12 protein-coding genes, 1 tRNA gene and 1 pseudogene are annotated in these 15,680 nt (G+C 56.2%); all 14 read right to left on the minus strand.

Going from position 1 to position 15,680, the window contains the following annotated elements; translation table 11 throughout:
- The coding region (locus VJ956_RS01025) for a GTP-binding protein (protein ID WP_324080698.1) at positions 1-162 on the minus strand (162 nt) is incomplete at its 3' end.
- 35 nt (positions 163-197) lie between these two features.
- Positions 198-2,303 carry an elongation factor G gene (fusA, locus tag VJ956_RS01030; RefSeq protein ID WP_324080679.1) on the minus strand — a complete coding sequence of 702 codons (2,106 nt, stop codon included), beginning with the start codon at positions 2,301-2,303 and terminating at the stop codon, positions 198-200.
- An 18-nt stretch (positions 2,304-2,321) separates the two neighbouring features.
- Positions 2,322-2,792: a 30S ribosomal protein S7 gene (gene rpsG / locus VJ956_RS01035; RefSeq protein ID WP_324080681.1), complete on the minus strand. Its 471-nt coding sequence runs from the start codon at positions 2,790-2,792 to the stop codon at positions 2,322-2,324.
- Positions 2,793-2,905: 113 nt separating this feature from the next.
- Positions 2,906-3,280 carry a 30S ribosomal protein S12 gene (rpsL, locus tag VJ956_RS01040; protein WP_324080683.1) on the minus strand — a complete coding sequence of 125 codons (375 nt, stop codon included), beginning with the start codon at positions 3,278-3,280 and terminating at the stop codon, positions 2,906-2,908.
- Positions 3,281-3,448: 168 nt separating this feature from the next.
- Positions 3,449-7,663 (minus strand): DNA-directed RNA polymerase subunit beta', encoded by a 4,215-nt coding sequence (gene rpoC / locus VJ956_RS01045; RefSeq protein ID WP_324080684.1) that lies wholly within the window; start codon positions 7,661-7,663, stop codon positions 3,449-3,451.
- 76 nt (positions 7,664-7,739) lie between these two features.
- Positions 7,740-11,816 carry a DNA-directed RNA polymerase subunit beta gene (rpoB, locus tag VJ956_RS01050; RefSeq protein WP_324080686.1) on the minus strand — a complete coding sequence of 1,359 codons (4,077 nt, stop codon included), beginning with the start codon at positions 11,814-11,816 and terminating at the stop codon, positions 7,740-7,742.
- A 244-nt stretch (positions 11,817-12,060) separates the two neighbouring features.
- Entirely contained in the window at positions 12,061-12,435 is a 375-nt protein-coding gene (gene rplL / locus VJ956_RS01055; RefSeq protein WP_324080688.1) for a 50S ribosomal protein L7/L12, read from the minus strand.
- Positions 12,436-12,474: 39 nt separating this feature from the next.
- Positions 12,475-13,005, minus strand: a complete 531-nt coding sequence (gene rplJ / locus VJ956_RS01060; RefSeq protein WP_324080690.1) for a 50S ribosomal protein L10 — start codon at positions 13,003-13,005, stop codon at positions 12,475-12,477.
- A 216-nt stretch (positions 13,006-13,221) separates the two neighbouring features.
- The gene (gene rplA / locus VJ956_RS01065; protein WP_324080691.1) at positions 13,222-13,920 is read right to left on the minus strand and encodes a 50S ribosomal protein L1; all 699 of its coding nucleotides are present in this window, start codon (positions 13,918-13,920) and stop codon (positions 13,222-13,224) included.
- 1 nt (position 13,921) lies between these two features.
- Positions 13,922-14,353 (minus strand): 50S ribosomal protein L11, encoded by a 432-nt coding sequence (gene rplK / locus VJ956_RS01070; RefSeq protein ID WP_324080692.1) that lies wholly within the window; start codon positions 14,351-14,353, stop codon positions 13,922-13,924.
- A gap of 116 nt (positions 14,354-14,469) precedes the next feature.
- Positions 14,470-15,003 carry a transcription termination/antitermination protein NusG gene (gene nusG, locus VJ956_RS01075; RefSeq protein WP_324080695.1) on the minus strand — a complete coding sequence of 178 codons (534 nt, stop codon included), beginning with the start codon at positions 15,001-15,003 and terminating at the stop codon, positions 14,470-14,472.
- Between the two features lie 12 nt (positions 15,004-15,015).
- Positions 15,016-15,384, minus strand: a complete 369-nt coding sequence (gene secE / locus VJ956_RS01080; protein WP_324080696.1) for a preprotein translocase subunit SecE — start codon at positions 15,382-15,384, stop codon at positions 15,016-15,018.
- Between the two features lie 33 nt (positions 15,385-15,417).
- Positions 15,418-15,493: transfer RNA gene (locus VJ956_RS01085), tRNA-Trp, on the minus strand.
- Between the two features lie 36 nt (positions 15,494-15,529).
- Positions 15,530-15,680, minus strand: a pseudogene (gene tuf / locus VJ956_RS01090) (elongation factor Tu); the annotation flags it as partial.

The raw sequence follows: 15,680 nt of genomic DNA on the forward strand, positions 1-15,680 counted from the left end.
CGCGTTGTCGATCGAGTCGAATGCGCTGGCACTGCCAGTACCCCAGACTTCGTGACAGACACGGGTCAGGGCAGCTGTCAGCGTGGTCTTGCCATGGTCTACGTGACCAATGGTACCCACGTTCAAGTGCGGTTTGTTACGTTCAAATTTTGATTTAGCCACGGTTATACCTCTTCCTGTTTCTTGAGTCCTGGGGATCAACCCTTTTTAATGATCGCATCGGCAATGTTCGAGGGAGCTTCCATATAGCGGGAGAACTCCATCGCGTAGGAAGCCCGACCCTGTGTTGCCGAACGCAGATCGGTGGCATAACCGAACATCTCCGACAACGGAACCTCAGCATTGATGGTCTTGCCCGCCGGGCCATCTTCCATACCCTGGACCAGACCACGACGACGGTTAAGATCGCCGACTACATCACCCATGTAATCTTCAGGCGTGACAACCTCCACCCGCATCAGCGGCTCGAGCAGCGCCGGACTGGCTTCCAGGGCGCCTTTCTTCATCGCCATGGATCCGGCGACCTTGAACGCCATTTCGTTGGAGTCGACGTCGTGATAGGAGCCATCATAAAGCGTGGCCTTGATCCGCAGCAGTGGATAACCGGCCAGACAGCCGTTCTTCATCTGCTCTTCAATGCCCTGCTGAACCGCGGGAATGTATTCCTTCGGGACCACACCGCCCACAATTTCATTAACAAAGATAAAGTTCTCGCCATCTTCCTCATCAAGCGGCAGCGGCTCAAGCTTGAGCTTGACGTGACCGTACTGACCACGACCGCCGGACTGGCGTACGAACTTGCCTTCGACATCCACGTTCTTGCGGATGCACTCGCGATAGGCAACCTGGGGTTTGCCGATGTTCGCCTCGACCTTGAACTCGCGACGCATGCGGTCAACGATGATGTCCAGGTGAAGCTCACCCATGCCGGAGATAATGGTCTGACCGGACTCCTCGTCAGTGCGGACCTGGAACGAAGGGTCTTCCTGGGCGAGCTTGCCCAGCGCCACACCCATTTTTTCCTGGTCAGCCTTGGACTTGGGCTCAACAGCAACCGAAATTACCGGCTCCGGAAATTCCATCCGCTCGAGGATGATCTTGTGATTTTCGTCGCACAGGGTGTCGCCGGTAGTCACGTTCTTGAGACCGATTGCCGCCGCAATATCACCCGCGAGCACTTCCTTGATTTCCTGGCGTTCCTTGGAGTGCATCTGAACCATACGGCCGACGCGCTCTTTCTTGGCCTTTACCGAATTGTAAACCGCGTTACCGGATTCCAGTTTGCCGGAGTAGACCCGGAAGAACGTCAGCGTACCCACGAACGGGTCCGTCGCAATCTTGAAGGCGAGCGCAGAGAAAGGCGCATCGTCGTCGGCCTGGCGAATCTCTTCAGTACCGTCTTCATCGACCTCACCGCGAATCGCCTTGACTTCGTCCGGTGCCGGCAGGAACTCGATAACCGAGTCCAGTACCGCCTGAACACCCTTGTTCTTGAACGCCGAGCCGCAGGTAGCGATAACAATCTCGTTGGCAAGCGTACGGATACGAAGGCCTTTCTTGATGTCTTCGATGCTCAGCTCACCTTCTTCAAGGTAACGGTCCATCAACTCTTCGTTTGCTTCCGCGGCCGCTTCCATCATCTCTTCGCGGTACTTGGCAACTTCATCAACCATGTTTTCCGGAACGTCGCGCTGGTCGTAGGTGGCACCGGCATCGTTTTCGTTCCAGTAAATCGCCTTGTTACGGATCAGGTCGATAACGCCGGCAAACTCATCTTCGGAGCCAATCGGCAACTGAACCGGAACAGCGTTGGCACCCAGGCGCTTCTTGATCTGCTCAACCACTCGCAGGAAGTTGGCACCGGCGCGGTCCATCTTGTTGACGAACACCATGCGCGGAACTTCATACTTGTTGGCCTGACGCCAGACGGTTTCTGACTGCGGCTCAACACCTGATGAACCACAGAACACCACGACCGCACCATCAAGTACACGCAGGGAACGCTCTACCTCGATCGTGAAGTCAACGTGCCCCGGGGTATCGATGATGTTGATCCGGTGCTCTTCATACTGCTTGTCCATGCCCTGCCAGAAACAGGTCGTTGCAGCTGACGTGATAGTGATACCACGCTCCTGCTCCTGCTCCATCCAGTCCATGGTGGCCGCGCCATCGTGAACCTCACCGATTTTGTGGGAAATACCCGTGTAGAACAGGACCCTTTCGGTGGTTGTGGTTTTGCCCGCATCAACGTGCGCACAAATACCAATGTTTCTGTATCTTTTGATCGGTGTCTTACGTGCCACTGTCTAAACCTCGGCTTATTAGAAACGGAAGTGAGAGAATGCCTTGTTGGCTTCTGCCATGCGATGAACGTCTTCGCGCTTCTTAACAGCGGAGCCCTTGCTATCAGCGGCATCCAGGATTTCACCTGCCAGGCGCTGAGCCATGGACTTTTCACCGCGCTTCCGTGAAAATTCTACGAGCCAGCGCATGGCCAGCGCGTTCTGACGGGAAGGGCGAACTTCAACAGGCACCTGGTAAGTAGCACCACCTACCCGACGGGATTTGACCTCAACCATCGGCTGGATGTTTTCCAGGGCCTTCTCGAACATGTCGATCGGCTCTTCTTTTGACTTGTCGGCAACGATATCAAGCGCGCCGTACACAATGCGTTCCGCGACGGCCTTCTTACCACTTTCCATGACGTGGTTGATGAACTTGGCCAGGCGTGCACTGTGAAACTTCGGATCCGGGATAATTTCCCGTTTTGCTGCAATTCTTCTTCTAGGCATCGATAAGCCCTTATCTGTTAAAAGGTCTTCAGGAACCCCTGAGATAGCATCAGCTACTCAGCCTTACTCTTACCGTTCTTCATAGCAACGATAAAAGACACCCGTCCGCGACATCAGGACTTGGGTCGTTTTGCACCATACTTGGAGCGGCCCTGCTTGCGCTTCTGAACACCCTGGGTGTCCAGCGTTCCGCGAACAGTGTGATAGCGCACACCCGGAAGGTCTTTAACCCGACCGCCACGGATAAGCACAACGCTGTGCTCCTGAAGGTTGTGACCTTCACCGCCAATGTATGAGGAAACCTCGAAGCCGTTGGTCAGACGAACACGGCACACTTTACGCAGTGCTGAGTTCGGCTTCTTCGGCGTTGTGGTGTAAACACGAGTGCACACACCACGGCGCTGCGGACAAGCCTGCAGAGCAGGAACGTCGCTCTTGGCCGCTTTACGTTTACGAGGCTTACGCACCAACTGATTAATCGTTGCCATGTAAGCAAACTCCAAAAACCGTATCAATGAAACTTACCCCCGACAGGCGGGGGTAAAATTTGAGGGTCGCAAGTTTAAGCCTGCACCCCGGAACAGTCAAGACGACTGGTCTGTTTTTGACCACCCGCCGGGTAAGTATCTTCCGGCGGAGGGTCTGCTACCGCGCCTTTAACTCTCGCGGTTAAGCTCTGCGCTCAATGCTTCTTCGACATCGGCCGCGGTCACGCCCTGTTCTTCCAGATCACGCTTGCGCTTGCGCTCGGCGTGGTAAGCAAGACCGGTACCAGCCGGGATCAGGCGACCCACTACAACGTTTTCCTTCAGGCCACGGAGATAATCCCGCTTGCCGGTAACCGCACCTTCGGTCAGTACCCGCGTGGTTTCCTGGAACGATGCCGCAGAAATGAACGACTCGGTTGCCAGTGAGGCCTTGGTGATACCCAGCAGCAGGCGTTCACACCTTGCCGGTTCCTTGTCCGCCGCTTCTGCTTTCTCGTTTTCCTCGAAGAACTGGGTAATCTCCACCTGATCACCGCCGAGCAGGGTGGTATCACCGGCGTCGGTAATCTCGACCTTGCGAAGCATCTGACGACAGATAACCTCAATGTGCTTGTCGTTGATCACAACGCCCTGAAGGCGGTAGACATCCTGGATTTCGTTGGTGATGTATTTCGCCAACGCCACCACGCCAAGAAGGCGCAGAATGTCGTGCGGGTTGGACGGGCCGTCGGAAATAACCTCACCCTTCTCGACCGTCTCACCTTCGAACACGTTCATCTGACGATGCTTGGGAATCAGAACCTCATAGGGGTCTGCATCCCTGGGCGTGATAACCAGACGCTTCTTGCCCTTGGTTTCCTTGCCGAAGGAAACCACACCGCTGATCTCTGCCAGTATCGACGACTCTTTCGGCCGCCGGGCCTCGAACAGATCGGCAACCCGCGGCAGACCACCGGTAATATCCCGGGTCTTCGAGCTTTCCTGGGGAATACGGGCAACCACGTCACCCAGCTCGATGTTGGCACCGTTGGCCATGGTCACCAGCGCGTTCGCCGGCAGGAAGAAGATGGCCGGACCGCCTCCTGGCAGCTCCACTTCTTCACCCTTGTCGTCGACCAGTTGGATAGCCGGACGAATGTCCTTGCCGGCCGCCGGGCGCTCTTTGGGGTCAATCACTTCCATGGTTGACAGGCCGGTCAGCTCGTCAGTCTGGGTACGAACGGTAATGCCCTGGTCCATATTGACGAACCTGGCAGTACCTTCCGCCTCGGCGATGATCGGGTGGGTGTGCGGATCCCACTTGGCGACCGCAACACCGGCCTCAACCGCGTCACCGTGCTTTACCGAGAGCACCGCGCCATAAGGCAGCTTGTACCACTCGCGTTCACGCCCCTGGTCATCGGCAACAGCCAGGGCCGAGGAACGGGAAACCACCACCAGGGAGCCGTCGGACTTCTCGATAGACTTCAGGTTATGGAGGCGAACGGTGCCGCCGTGCTTGACCTGGATGTTGTCCACTGCCGAGGCCCGGCTCGCCGCACCACCAATGTGGAAGGTACGCATGGTAAGCTGGGTGCCCGGTTCACCGATGGACTGAGCGGCAATAACACCGACGGCCTCACCAACGTTGACCTGGTGCCCGCGGGCAAGATCGCGGCCGTAACACTTGGAACAGATGCCATGCCGGGTGTCACAGGTAATCGCAGAGCGTACCCATACTTCGTCCACACCCGCGCGTTCCAGCGACTCAACAGCCTTTTCATCCAGCAGGACACCGGCTTCAACCACCGCGTTGTCCTTGTCCGTGGGGGTAAAGGCGGCCCGGGCCGTAACACGACCGAGAACCCGGTCACCGAGAGGCACAACAACGTCGCCACCCTCGATGTGCGGCGTCATCAACAGACCCTCTTCGGTACCGCAATCCTCTTCGGTAACGACCAGATCCTGGGACACGTCGACCAGGCGCCGGGTCAGGTAACCCGAGTTCGCCGTCTTCAGTGCAGTATCTGCCAGACCCTTACGGGCACCGTGAGTGGAGATGAAGTACTGGAGTACGTTCAAACCTTCGCGGAAATTGGCGGTGATCGGCGTTTCGATGATGGAACCATCCGGCTTGGCCATCAGGCCCCGCATACCCGCCAACTGACGGATCTGGGCGGGGGAGCCCCGGGCCCCGGAGTCGGCCATCATGTAGACCGAGTTGAATGACTCCTGCATCAGGTCCTCGCCGTTTTCACCTTTCACAGGCTTGCCGTCAGGACCAATGACCTGCTCCTGGGAAAGCCGGTCCATCATCGCCTTGGACACTTTGTCGTTGGCCCGGGACCAGATGTCGATAACCTTGTTGTACTTCTCGCCCTGGGTCAGCAGACCGGACGCGTACTGGGTCTCGATATCCTTGACTTCCTCCGATGCGGCATCAACCAGCTCGTATTTTTCCGGAGGAATCTCGAAGTCATTGAAGCCGATCGAGATACCGGAAACCGTCGCGAAGTGATAACCCATGTACATCAGCTGGTCCGCAAAGATAACGGTATCTTTCAGACCGGCGTCACGGTAACAGGTGTTGATCAGGTTGGAGATCGCCTTCTTGACCATCGGCTTGTTGACAACGTCGTAGAACAGGCCGTCCGGAAGGATATCGAACAGCAGTGCACGGCCGACGGTGGTATCAACGATCCGGTACTCTTCGACCCTGTCGCCGTTCTCATCGTAGGTCACCTGCTTGACGCGGACCTTGACGATCGCCTGAAGGTCGACCTTGCCGGCACCGTAGGCACGATGGGCCTCTTTGACGTCGGCGAACACCATGCCCTCGCCCAGCGCACTCTTGCGCTCACGGGTCATATAGTACAGACCCAGTACCACATCCTGGGACGGTACAATGATCGGCTCGCCATTGGCCGGCGACAGTACGTTGTTGGTGGACATCATCAACGCCCGGGCTTCAAGCTGGGCTTCCAGGGTCAGCGGTACGTGCACCGCCATCTGGTCACCGTCGAAGTCGGCGTTGTAGGCCGCGCAAACCAGCGGATGCAACTGGATAGCCTTGCCTTCAATCAGAACCGGCTCGAACGCCTGGATACCCAGACGGTGCAGTGTCGGCGCCCGGTTGAGCATGATCGGATGCTCGCGGATGACCTCATCAAGGATATCCCAGACCACGCCTTCCTCGCGCTCGACCATTTTCTTGGCGGCCTTGATCGTCGTCGCCAGCCCGCGATGCTCAAGCTTGGAGAAGATAAACGGCTTGAACAGCTCCAGCGCCATCTTCTTGGGAAGGCCACACTGGTGCAGACGCAGGTAGGGACCAACCACGATCACTGAACGACCGGAGTAATCCACCCGCTTGCCGAGCAGGTTCTGACGGAAGCGACCCTGCTTGCCCTTGATCATGTCAGCCAGGGACTTCAGCGGGCGCTTGTTGGTACCGGTAATGGCACGGCCGCGACGACCGTTGTCGAGCAGCGCGTCCACCGCTTCCTGCAGCATCCGCTTCTCGTTGCGCACGATGATATCCGGCGCATTAAGCTCCAGCAGTCGCTTCAGGCGGTTGTTACGGTTGATCACCCGGCGGTACAGATCGTTCAGGTCAGAGGTCGCAAAACGGCCACCGTCCAGAGGTACCAGCGGGCGCAGATCCGGCGGCAGAACCGGCAGCACGGTCATCACCATGTCGCCAGGCTTGTTACCGGAGTACAGGAAGGCCTCGAGAATCTTCAGGCGTTTGCTGAACTTCTTGATCTTGGTTTCCGAGTTGGTCTGGGGAATCTCTTCCCGCAGGGCTTCAACTTCAGCCTGCAGATCAATACCTTCCAGCAGCTCCTGGACCGCTTCTGCACCCATGCGGGCGTCGAATTCATCACCAAACTCTTCCAGCGCTTCGTAGTACTGCTCGTCGTTCAGTAACTGCCCTTTCTCGAGGGTTGTCATGCCCGGCTCGATCACGATAAACGATTCGAAATACAGAACCCGCTCAATGTCGCGCAGGGTCATGTCCAGCATCAGACCGATCCGCGACGGCAGTGATTTGAGGAACCAGATGTGGGCCACCGGGCTGGCAAGCTCGATGTGACCCATGCGCTCACGGCGTACGCTGGCCAGCGCCACCTCGACGCCGCACTTCTCACAGATAACACCGCGATGCTTGAGGCGCTTGTACTTGCCGCAAAGGCACTCGTAATCCTTGATTGGACCAAAGATCTTGGCGCAGAAAAGACCGTCACGCTCGGGCTTGAACGTACGGTAGTTAATGGTCTCAGGTTTTTTGACCTCACCAAAAGACCATGATCGGATCATGTCAGGCGATGCCAGGCCAATACGGATGGCATCAAAATCCTGCTTCTGGTTCTGGTTTTTGAGAAGATTCAGCAAATCTTTCATCAGTAACTGCTCCGGATGGCGTTATTCTCGGGCGGGCACCGGCGGTGCCCGCTCTCGCTGCCAAAAACAATTCGGCTCACTCGGATTCCAGCTCGATGTCGATACCCAACGAGCGGATTTCCTTGACCAGAACATTGAAGGATTCGGGCATGCCCGGCTCCATACGATGATCACCATCGACAATGTTCTTGTACATCTTGGTCCGACCATTCACATCATCAGACTTCACGGTCAGCATTTCCTGCAGCGTATACGCTGCCCCGTAAGCCTCGAGGGCCCACACTTCCATCTCACCGAAGCGCTGGCCACCGAACTGCGCCTTACCACCCAGCGGTTGCTGGGTAACCAGGCTGTATGAACCGGTGGAACGGGCGTGCATCTTGTCGTCGATCAGGTGGTTCAGCTTGAGGATGTACATGTAGCCAACCGTAACCGGGCGATCGAACTCGTCACCGGTGCGGCCGTCATACAGCACGGTCTGACCAGTGGTACTCAGACCCGCCAGGTCAAGCATATGTTTGACCTCGGCTTCCTTGGCACCGTCAAACACCGGCGTCGCCATGGGCACACCCGTGCGAAGGTTATTGGCCAGTGCGAAGATCTCCTTGTCACTCAGTGAATCCAGATCAACCGTGGTGACCTCATCCGAATGGTTATAGATCTCGTCCAGCAGTTTGCGGAGTTCAGCGACCTTGCGCTGCTCGTCCAGCATTTTACTGATACGCTCACCCAGCCCCTTGGCGGCGGCACCCAGGTGGGTCTCGAGAACCTGACCAACGTTCATCCGTGACGGAACGCCCAGAGGGTTCAGCACGATATCAACGGTGTTGCCAAACTCGTCGTAAGGCATGTCCTCAATCGGCATGACCGCAGAGATAACACCCTTGTTACCGTGACGACCGGCCATCTTGTCGCCCGGCTGGATCCGGCGCTTGATCGCGAGGTAGACCTTGACGATCTTGAGCACGCCCGGCGCCAGGTCATCGCCCTGCTGAAGCTTGCCTTTCTTGTCGTCAAAGCGCGCTTCATGGTCTTTCTTCCGGTCTTCAAGACCCTGCTCGGATTTCTCCAGCAGCTCGTTGAGGGCTTCGTCTTTCATCCGCAGCTTGAACCAGTCATCCCGCGGCAGCTCTGCCAGGTAGGACTCGTCCAGCTTGGCGCCTTTCTTCAGACCCGGGCCACTGATGACCTCCTGACCATTCAACGCACTGGTGAGACGCTCATAGGTCGCGCCTTCGACAATGCGATACTCGTCTTTGAGATCCTTGCGGTACTCGTCCAGCTGCTCTTTTTCGATAGCCTGGGCACGGGCATCCTTTTCGATGCCGTCGCGGGTGAAGACCTGCACGTCGATAATCGTGCCACGGGTGCCGGTCGGCACTCGTGAGGACGTATCCTTGACGTCCGAGGCCTTCTCGCCAAAGATCGCCCTCAGCAGCTTTTCCTCCGGGGTCAGCTGGGTTTCACCTTTGGGCGTTACCTTGCCGACCAGGATATCCCCGGCGCCAACTTCAGCACCGATATAGACAATACCGGATTCGTCCAGCTTGGACAGTGCGCTTTCACCAACATTCGGAATATCCGCGGTAATTTCTTCACTGCCGAGCTTGGTGTCCCGGGCCACACAGGTCAGTTCCTGAATGTGGATGGTCGTCAGGCGATCTTCCTGTACCACTTTCTCTGAAATGAGGATCGAGTCCTCAAAGTTGTAACCGTTCCAGGGCATGAACGCGATGCGCATGTTCTGGCCCAGGGCCAGCTCACCAAGATCAATCGAAGGACCGTCAGCCAACACGTCGCCGCGCGCTATCTGGTCGTTCTCACTGACGATGGAGCGCTGGTTGATACAGGTATTCTGGTTCGACCGGGTGTACTTGGTGAGATTGTAGATATCCACACCGGCATCACCGGCTTCAGTTTCGTCGTCGTTGACGCGCACCACGATACGGGCCGCATCCACGCTTTCGATAACACCACCACGGCGCGCAGAAACACAGACACCCGAATCCTGGGCCACTGTCCGCTCAACACCGGTGCCGACCAACGGCACCTCTGAGCGCAGTGTCGGCACCGCCTGACGCTGCATGTTCGAACCCATCAGCGCCCGGTTGGCATCGTCGTGCTCGAGGAACGGAATCAGGGACGCAGCCACGGAAACCACCTGCCGCGGGGAAACGTCCATGAAGTTGACGTTTTCCGGCGGTGTAACCGTGAATTCATTCTGATGACGTACCGTAACCAGTTCGTCCGACAGCCGTTTGTTGTCATCCATCGCGGCGCTGGCCTGGGCGATGATGTAATTGCTCTCTTCAATCGCAGACAGGTAAACCACCTCGTCCGTCACCTTGCCTTCAACCACCTTCCGGTATGGACTTTCGAGGAAGCCGTAGGAATTGGAACGGGCGTAGGTCGCCAGCGAGTTGATCAGACCGATGTTCGGACCTTCCGGGGTTTCGATGGGGCACACACGACCATAATGAGTCGGGTGCACGTCCCGTACTTCAAAACCGGCACGCTCGCGGGTCAGACCACCGGGACCGAGAGCCGAAATACGGCGCTTGTGCGTTACCTCGGACAACGGATTGTTCTGATCCATGAACTGGGAAAGCTGGCTCGAACCAAAGAATTCCTTCACTGCGGCGGCGACCGGCTTGGCGTTGATCAGGTCCTGAGGCATCAGGCCTTCACTTTCGGCCAGGCTCAGGCGCTCCCGCACCGCACGCTCTACCCGGACCAGACCGACACGGAACTGGTTTTCAGCCATTTCACCGACGCAACGGATCCGCCGGTTACCCAGGTTATCAATGTCATCAACATTGCCTTCGCCGTTACGGATATCAATCAGCGTCTTGAGGACGTCGATGATGTCGTCGTGGGTCAGAGTGCCGGCGCCAGTGCTTTCTTCCCGACGCAGACGACGGTTCAGCTTCATCCGGCCAACGGACGACAGATCATACCGCTCTTCAGAGAAAAACAGATTGTTGAACAGGTTCTCGGCCGAATCCTTGGTAGGCGGCTCGCCCGGACGCATCATACGATAGATTTCGACCAGCGCCTCAAGCGGGCTGCGGGTCGGATCGATACGCAGGGTGTCCGACATGAACGGCCCGCAATCCAGATCGTTGGTGTACAGGGTTTCGATCTCTGTTACACCTGAATCGAGAATCTTGGCTACCACTTCCTCGGTCAGCTCGGAGTTACACTCCACCAGCACTTCACCAGAGTTGGTATCGATCATGTCCTTGGCAAGTACCCGACCGTACAGATACTCGGTTGGCACCTCCAGCTCGGTCAGGCCGGCCTTTTCGAGAAGCTTGATGTGACGCGCGGTAATCCGGCGGCCTTCCTCGACGATGACCTTGCCCTTCTTGTCCTTGATATCGAACGTTGCGATATCGCCGCGCAGACGGCTTGGCACCAGTTCCAGCTTGCACACTTCCGGGCCAATGGCGAATTTACTGGTATCAAAGAACATCGCCAGCATTTGCTCAGAGGTATAACCCAGTGCCCGCAGAAGTATGGATGCAGGCAGCTTGCGCCGGCGGTCGATACGAACGAACACTGAATCCTTGGCGTCGAATTCGAAATCGAGCCAGGAGCCACGGTAAGGAATGACCCGCGCCGAATACAGCAGCTTGCCGGACGAATGGGTCTTGCCCTTGTCGTGATCAAAGAAAACACCCGGTGAACGATGGAGCTGGGAAACAATGACGCGCTCGGTACCGTTGATAACGAAGGTACCGTTCTCGGTCATCAGGGGCATTTCGCCCATGTAGACTTCCTGCTCTTTAATATCCTTGATCGCCTTGTTGGACGATTCCTTATCATAAATGATAAGTCTTACCGTTACCCGCAGCGGTGCTGCATAGGTTACACCCCTAAGCTGGCATTCCTTGACGTCAAATACCGGCTCGCCGATGCGGTAACTCACGTATTCGAGCGCGGCGTTGCCAGAATAACTGACAATCGGGAATACGGATTTGAATGCTGCATGAAGACCGGTTTCCCGACGACTGTCGGGGGCGGCTTCACTTTGGAGGAAGTCCCGGAACGAATCCAGCTGTATAGACAGCAAATAGGGAACATCCATCACGGACGGCAATTTACTAAAATCTTTGCGAATCCGCTTTTTCTCAGTATAGGAGTAAGTCATCTGCATTCCCCAGCTTTAGACCTGATACCTGGTATCAAGAAGCAACCATTTTTCTGCTTCGGGGCCGAATTGCTCGGCTTACTGCGCCGTCTTGAACACGACCATTGCTGTAGGTTAAAGGCTCCGACAGCTCATTAGTTCTGACGTTCCGATCCTGCAGCACATACAACAGAAAAAGGCCGGTGGCACTGCGCCACCAGCCTACCCATGCTCTCAGTGCACGGTTTCAATCAACAACCAACGCTTACTTGAGCTCAACAGAAGCGCCTGCTTCCTCAAGCTTGGTCTTGGCAGCTTCCGCGTCGTCCTTGCCAGCACCTTCCTTGATAACAGAAGGCGCGCTGTCGACCATTTCTTTGGCTTCTTTCAGACCCAGGCCAGTCAGTTCACGAACGGCCTTGATCACGTTGACCTTCTTCTCACCGGGACCGGTCAGAACAACGTCAAATTCAGTCTGCTCTTCAACCGCAGCGGCTTCACCACCAGCGGCCGGAGCAGCAGCAACTGCTGCTGCAGCAGATACGCCAAACTTCTCTTCCATTGCTTCAACAAGAGCAACAACATCCATTACGCTCATTTCAGCAATTGCGTTCAAAATGTCTTCGTTAGACAGAGCCATGACTTTCTCCGAAATATATAAGAATGGTGTTCAACAGAATCAAGCAGCTTCCTGCTTCTGGTCTCGAACTGCCGCAACTGCCCGGGTCACTTTGGTTGGAACTTCGTTCAGTGTCCGCGCAAGCTTGGTGATCGGTGCCTGTGTGACGATAGCCAGCATGGTCAACGCTTCATGATGCGTTGGCAGCTTGGCAAGGCGATCAATCTGCTCTGCACCCATCAGCTCACCGCCGACAGCCAGGCCTTTGATCTTGAATGCCTCTTTCTCTTTGGCAAAATCCTTGAGCAGACGCGCAGCCGCACCCGGATCTTCCATAGAGAACGCCAGAATGGTAGGACCAACCAGCACTTCGTCAATGCACTCGTACTCGGTACCGCGAATCGCAATTTTTGCCAGGTTGTTACGAACAACCTTCAGAATCACGTTTTCGGCACGAGCCTTGGCACGAAGCGCCGTCATATCACCTGAGGTGACACCACGGTAGTCAGCCATAACCACAGACAGAGCACCACCGGCAGTCTCGTTGACTTCAGCGACGATCGCTTTCTTGTCTTCGAGTCTAATTGCCACTGGATTTCTCCTCGATTTCGCCGGATCTTCCCGGCAAACCCATATTTGCCCCTTACGGAGCTCCTAACGGTGTTTGGGTTCAGAGAGAACGTCTTCACACCGTCTGCGCAGGCATTGCTTTAACCCTTTCAGCCCCCTGACAGGCGGCTTCCGGGGCCTGCGGTCTTTGACAGCCTTGGCTTCCGCCCAGACTACAAAGCACTATCGACCAGAGACCTAAATGCTCAAGGCACTCTGGTCGATAGCCAGGCCAGGCCCCATGGTCGACGACAGGGTTACCTTTTTGAGGTAGACACCTTTCGACGAAGAGGGCTTGGCCTTTTTCAGATCTGCAATCAGAGCCTCAACGTTTTCCTTGATGTTCTGTGCAGTGAATTCCACGTTACCCATAGGCGCGTGGATAATACCGTTCTTGTCGGTGCGGTAACGGACCTGGCCCGCCTTGGCGTTCTTTACGGCGGTTTCAACGTCCGCAGTAACCGTGCCAACCTTCGGATTGGGCATCAGGCCACGGGGACCCAGAATCTGGCCCAGCTGACCGACAACACGCATGGCATCCGGAGTGGCAATGACCACATCAAAATCCATCACGCCTTTTTTGACCTGTTCTGCCAGATCATCCATGCCGACAATATCGGCACCGGCTGCAGTCGCCTTCTCGGCGTTGGCACCCTGGGTAAACACCGCCACCCGGACGGTTTTACCGGTACCATGGGGCAGGACGGTGCTGCTGCGGACAACCTGATCGGATTTACGGGCATCAACGCCGAGGTTAATCGCAACGTCGACGGATTCCTTGAATTTTACGCCTTGACCCAGCTCCACGAGCAGCGCCACTGCTTCGTCAACGGAATAGGCGCGGGTGGAATCCACTTTTTCACGAATCAGCTTCTGACGCTTGCTAAGCTTTGCCATGTTACAGGCCCTCCACGTTGAGGCCCATGCTGCGGGCAGTTCCGGCGATGGTACGAACAGCTGCATCCATATTGGCAGCGGTCAGGTCAGGCTCTTTGGTCCTGACGATTTCTTCTAGCTGATCGCGGGTGACAGTCCCGACCTTGTCGGTATTGGGCCGACCTGAACCACTCTTGATTCCGGCTGCTTTTTTCAGCAACACCGGCGCCGGAGGCGTCTTGGTGATAAAGGTAAAGCTACGGTCACTGTAAACGGTGATCACGGTAGGAATCGGCAGACCGGGTTCCATATCCTGTGTCTGGGCGTTGAACGCCTTACAGAATTCCATGATATTTACACCACGCTGACCCAGAGCCGGGCCAACGGGGGGACTCGGGTTGGCCTTGCCGGCAGCAACCTGAAGCTTGATGTACGCTTCAATTTTCTTCGCCATGATTTTCTCCTGTGGGTTCAGACGCCTTTCGGCTCCCCTTTTTTACCTGCAATTCAGCAGACACAAAAAGCCCGCGTCGCTTGGGCGCGCGAGCTCTCAGCATGAACAACCGCTGATCAGTCTTTTTCGACCTGTCCAAATTCCAGCTCAACCGGTGTTGAACGGCCGAAAATCAGAACAGCAACCTTGATCCGACTCTTGTCGTAGTCAACTTCTTCAACAACACCGTTAAAGTCCGCAAACGGACCCTCAGTGACCCGCACGACTTCACCGGGCTCGAACAGAGTCTTGGGCTTGGGCTGGTCGACGCCACTCTCGACACGGCGAAGAATCGCCTCCGCCTCCCGCTCTGTAATCGGGGCCGGCTTATCCTTGGTACCACCAATGAAGCCCAGAACACGGGGCGTATTCTTGACCAGGTGCCAGGTCCCGTCGTCCATTTCCATCTGAACGAGAACATAGCCCGGGTAGAATTTGCGCTCACTCTTGCGCTTCTTGCCGTCGCGCATTTCAACGACTTCTTCGGTCGGAACCAGAATATCGCCGAACTTGTCTTCCATTCCGTTAAGCGCAATCCGCTCACCCAGAGTGCGCATCACGTGCTTCTCGAAGCCGGAATACGCATGTACGACGTACCAGCGCTTAGCCATTGCCCACTCCTGTTACCCGATAACTCCGGCGACCAGCCAACTGATCAACGAATCCATACCCCACAAAACCAGAGCCACAAACAAGACAAAAACCACGACAATAAATGTGGTCTGTATCAGTTCAGGCCGGGTGGGCCATACGACCTTCCGGATTTCAACCCGTGCTTCTTTCAGGAGTGCCGCAAACCGACGACCGCGGTCTGTCTGCAACGCTACAAGTGCTGCAACCAGTGCCAGCACGACAAGACCCAGCACCCGATACAGTAATGACTCGGCACTGAAATACTGATTGCCAACCACGCCGGCTGCAATCAGGAGAAATACTACCAGCCACTTGACTGTGTCGAAGCCACTGGTTGAACGATCGGCTTTTGACTCCATAGGAATCAGCTTATGTATCCGGATGTTAAAAAATGGCAGGCCAGGAGGGAATCGAACCCCCAACCTGCGGTTTTGGAGACCGCTGCTCTGCCAATTGAGCTACTGGCCTGCACCGAAACAACTCAGTGCACTTCCTTCGAGCTTATTACTCGATAATCTTTGCGACCACGCCGGCACCAACCGTACGGCCGCCTTCGCGAATCGCGAAACGCAGGCCATCTTCCATGGCGATCGGGTTGATCAGGGTCACACTCATCTTGACGTTGTCACCCGGCATTACCATTTCCACCCCTTCC

The organism is Marinobacter sp., from assembly GCF_035268745.1.
In the GTDB taxonomy this organism is placed as follows: domain Bacteria; phylum Pseudomonadota; class Gammaproteobacteria; order Pseudomonadales; family Oleiphilaceae; genus Marinobacter.

Coding starts and splice junctions, on each gene's coding strand:
- rpsG (WP_324080681.1), bottom strand. CDS start 2,792: ATGCCTAGAAGAAGAATTGCAGCAAAACGGGAAATTATCCCGGATCCG.
- rpsL (WP_324080683.1), bottom strand. CDS start 3,280: ATGGCAACGATTAATCAGTTGGTGCGTAAGCCTCGTAAACGTAAAGCG.
- rpoC (WP_324080684.1), bottom strand. CDS start 7,663: ATGAAAGATTTGCTGAATCTTCTCAAAAACCAGAACCAGAAGCAGGAT.
- rpoB (WP_324080686.1), bottom strand. CDS start 11,816: ATGACTTACTCCTATACTGAGAAAAAGCGGATTCGCAAAGATTTTAGT.
- rplL (WP_324080688.1), bottom strand. CDS start 12,435: ATGGCTCTGTCTAACGAAGACATTTTGAACGCAATTGCTGAAATGAGC.
- rplA (WP_324080691.1), bottom strand. CDS start 13,920: ATGGCAAAGCTTAGCAAGCGTCAGAAGCTGATTCGTGAAAAAGTGGAT.
- rplK (WP_324080692.1), bottom strand. CDS start 14,353: ATGGCGAAGAAAATTGAAGCGTACATCAAGCTTCAGGTTGCTGCCGGC.
- nusG (WP_324080695.1), bottom strand. CDS start 15,003: ATGGCTAAGCGCTGGTACGTCGTACATGCGTATTCCGGCTTCGAGAAG.
- secE (WP_324080696.1), bottom strand. CDS start 15,384: ATGGAGTCAAAAGCCGATCGTTCAACCAGTGGCTTCGACACAGTCAAG.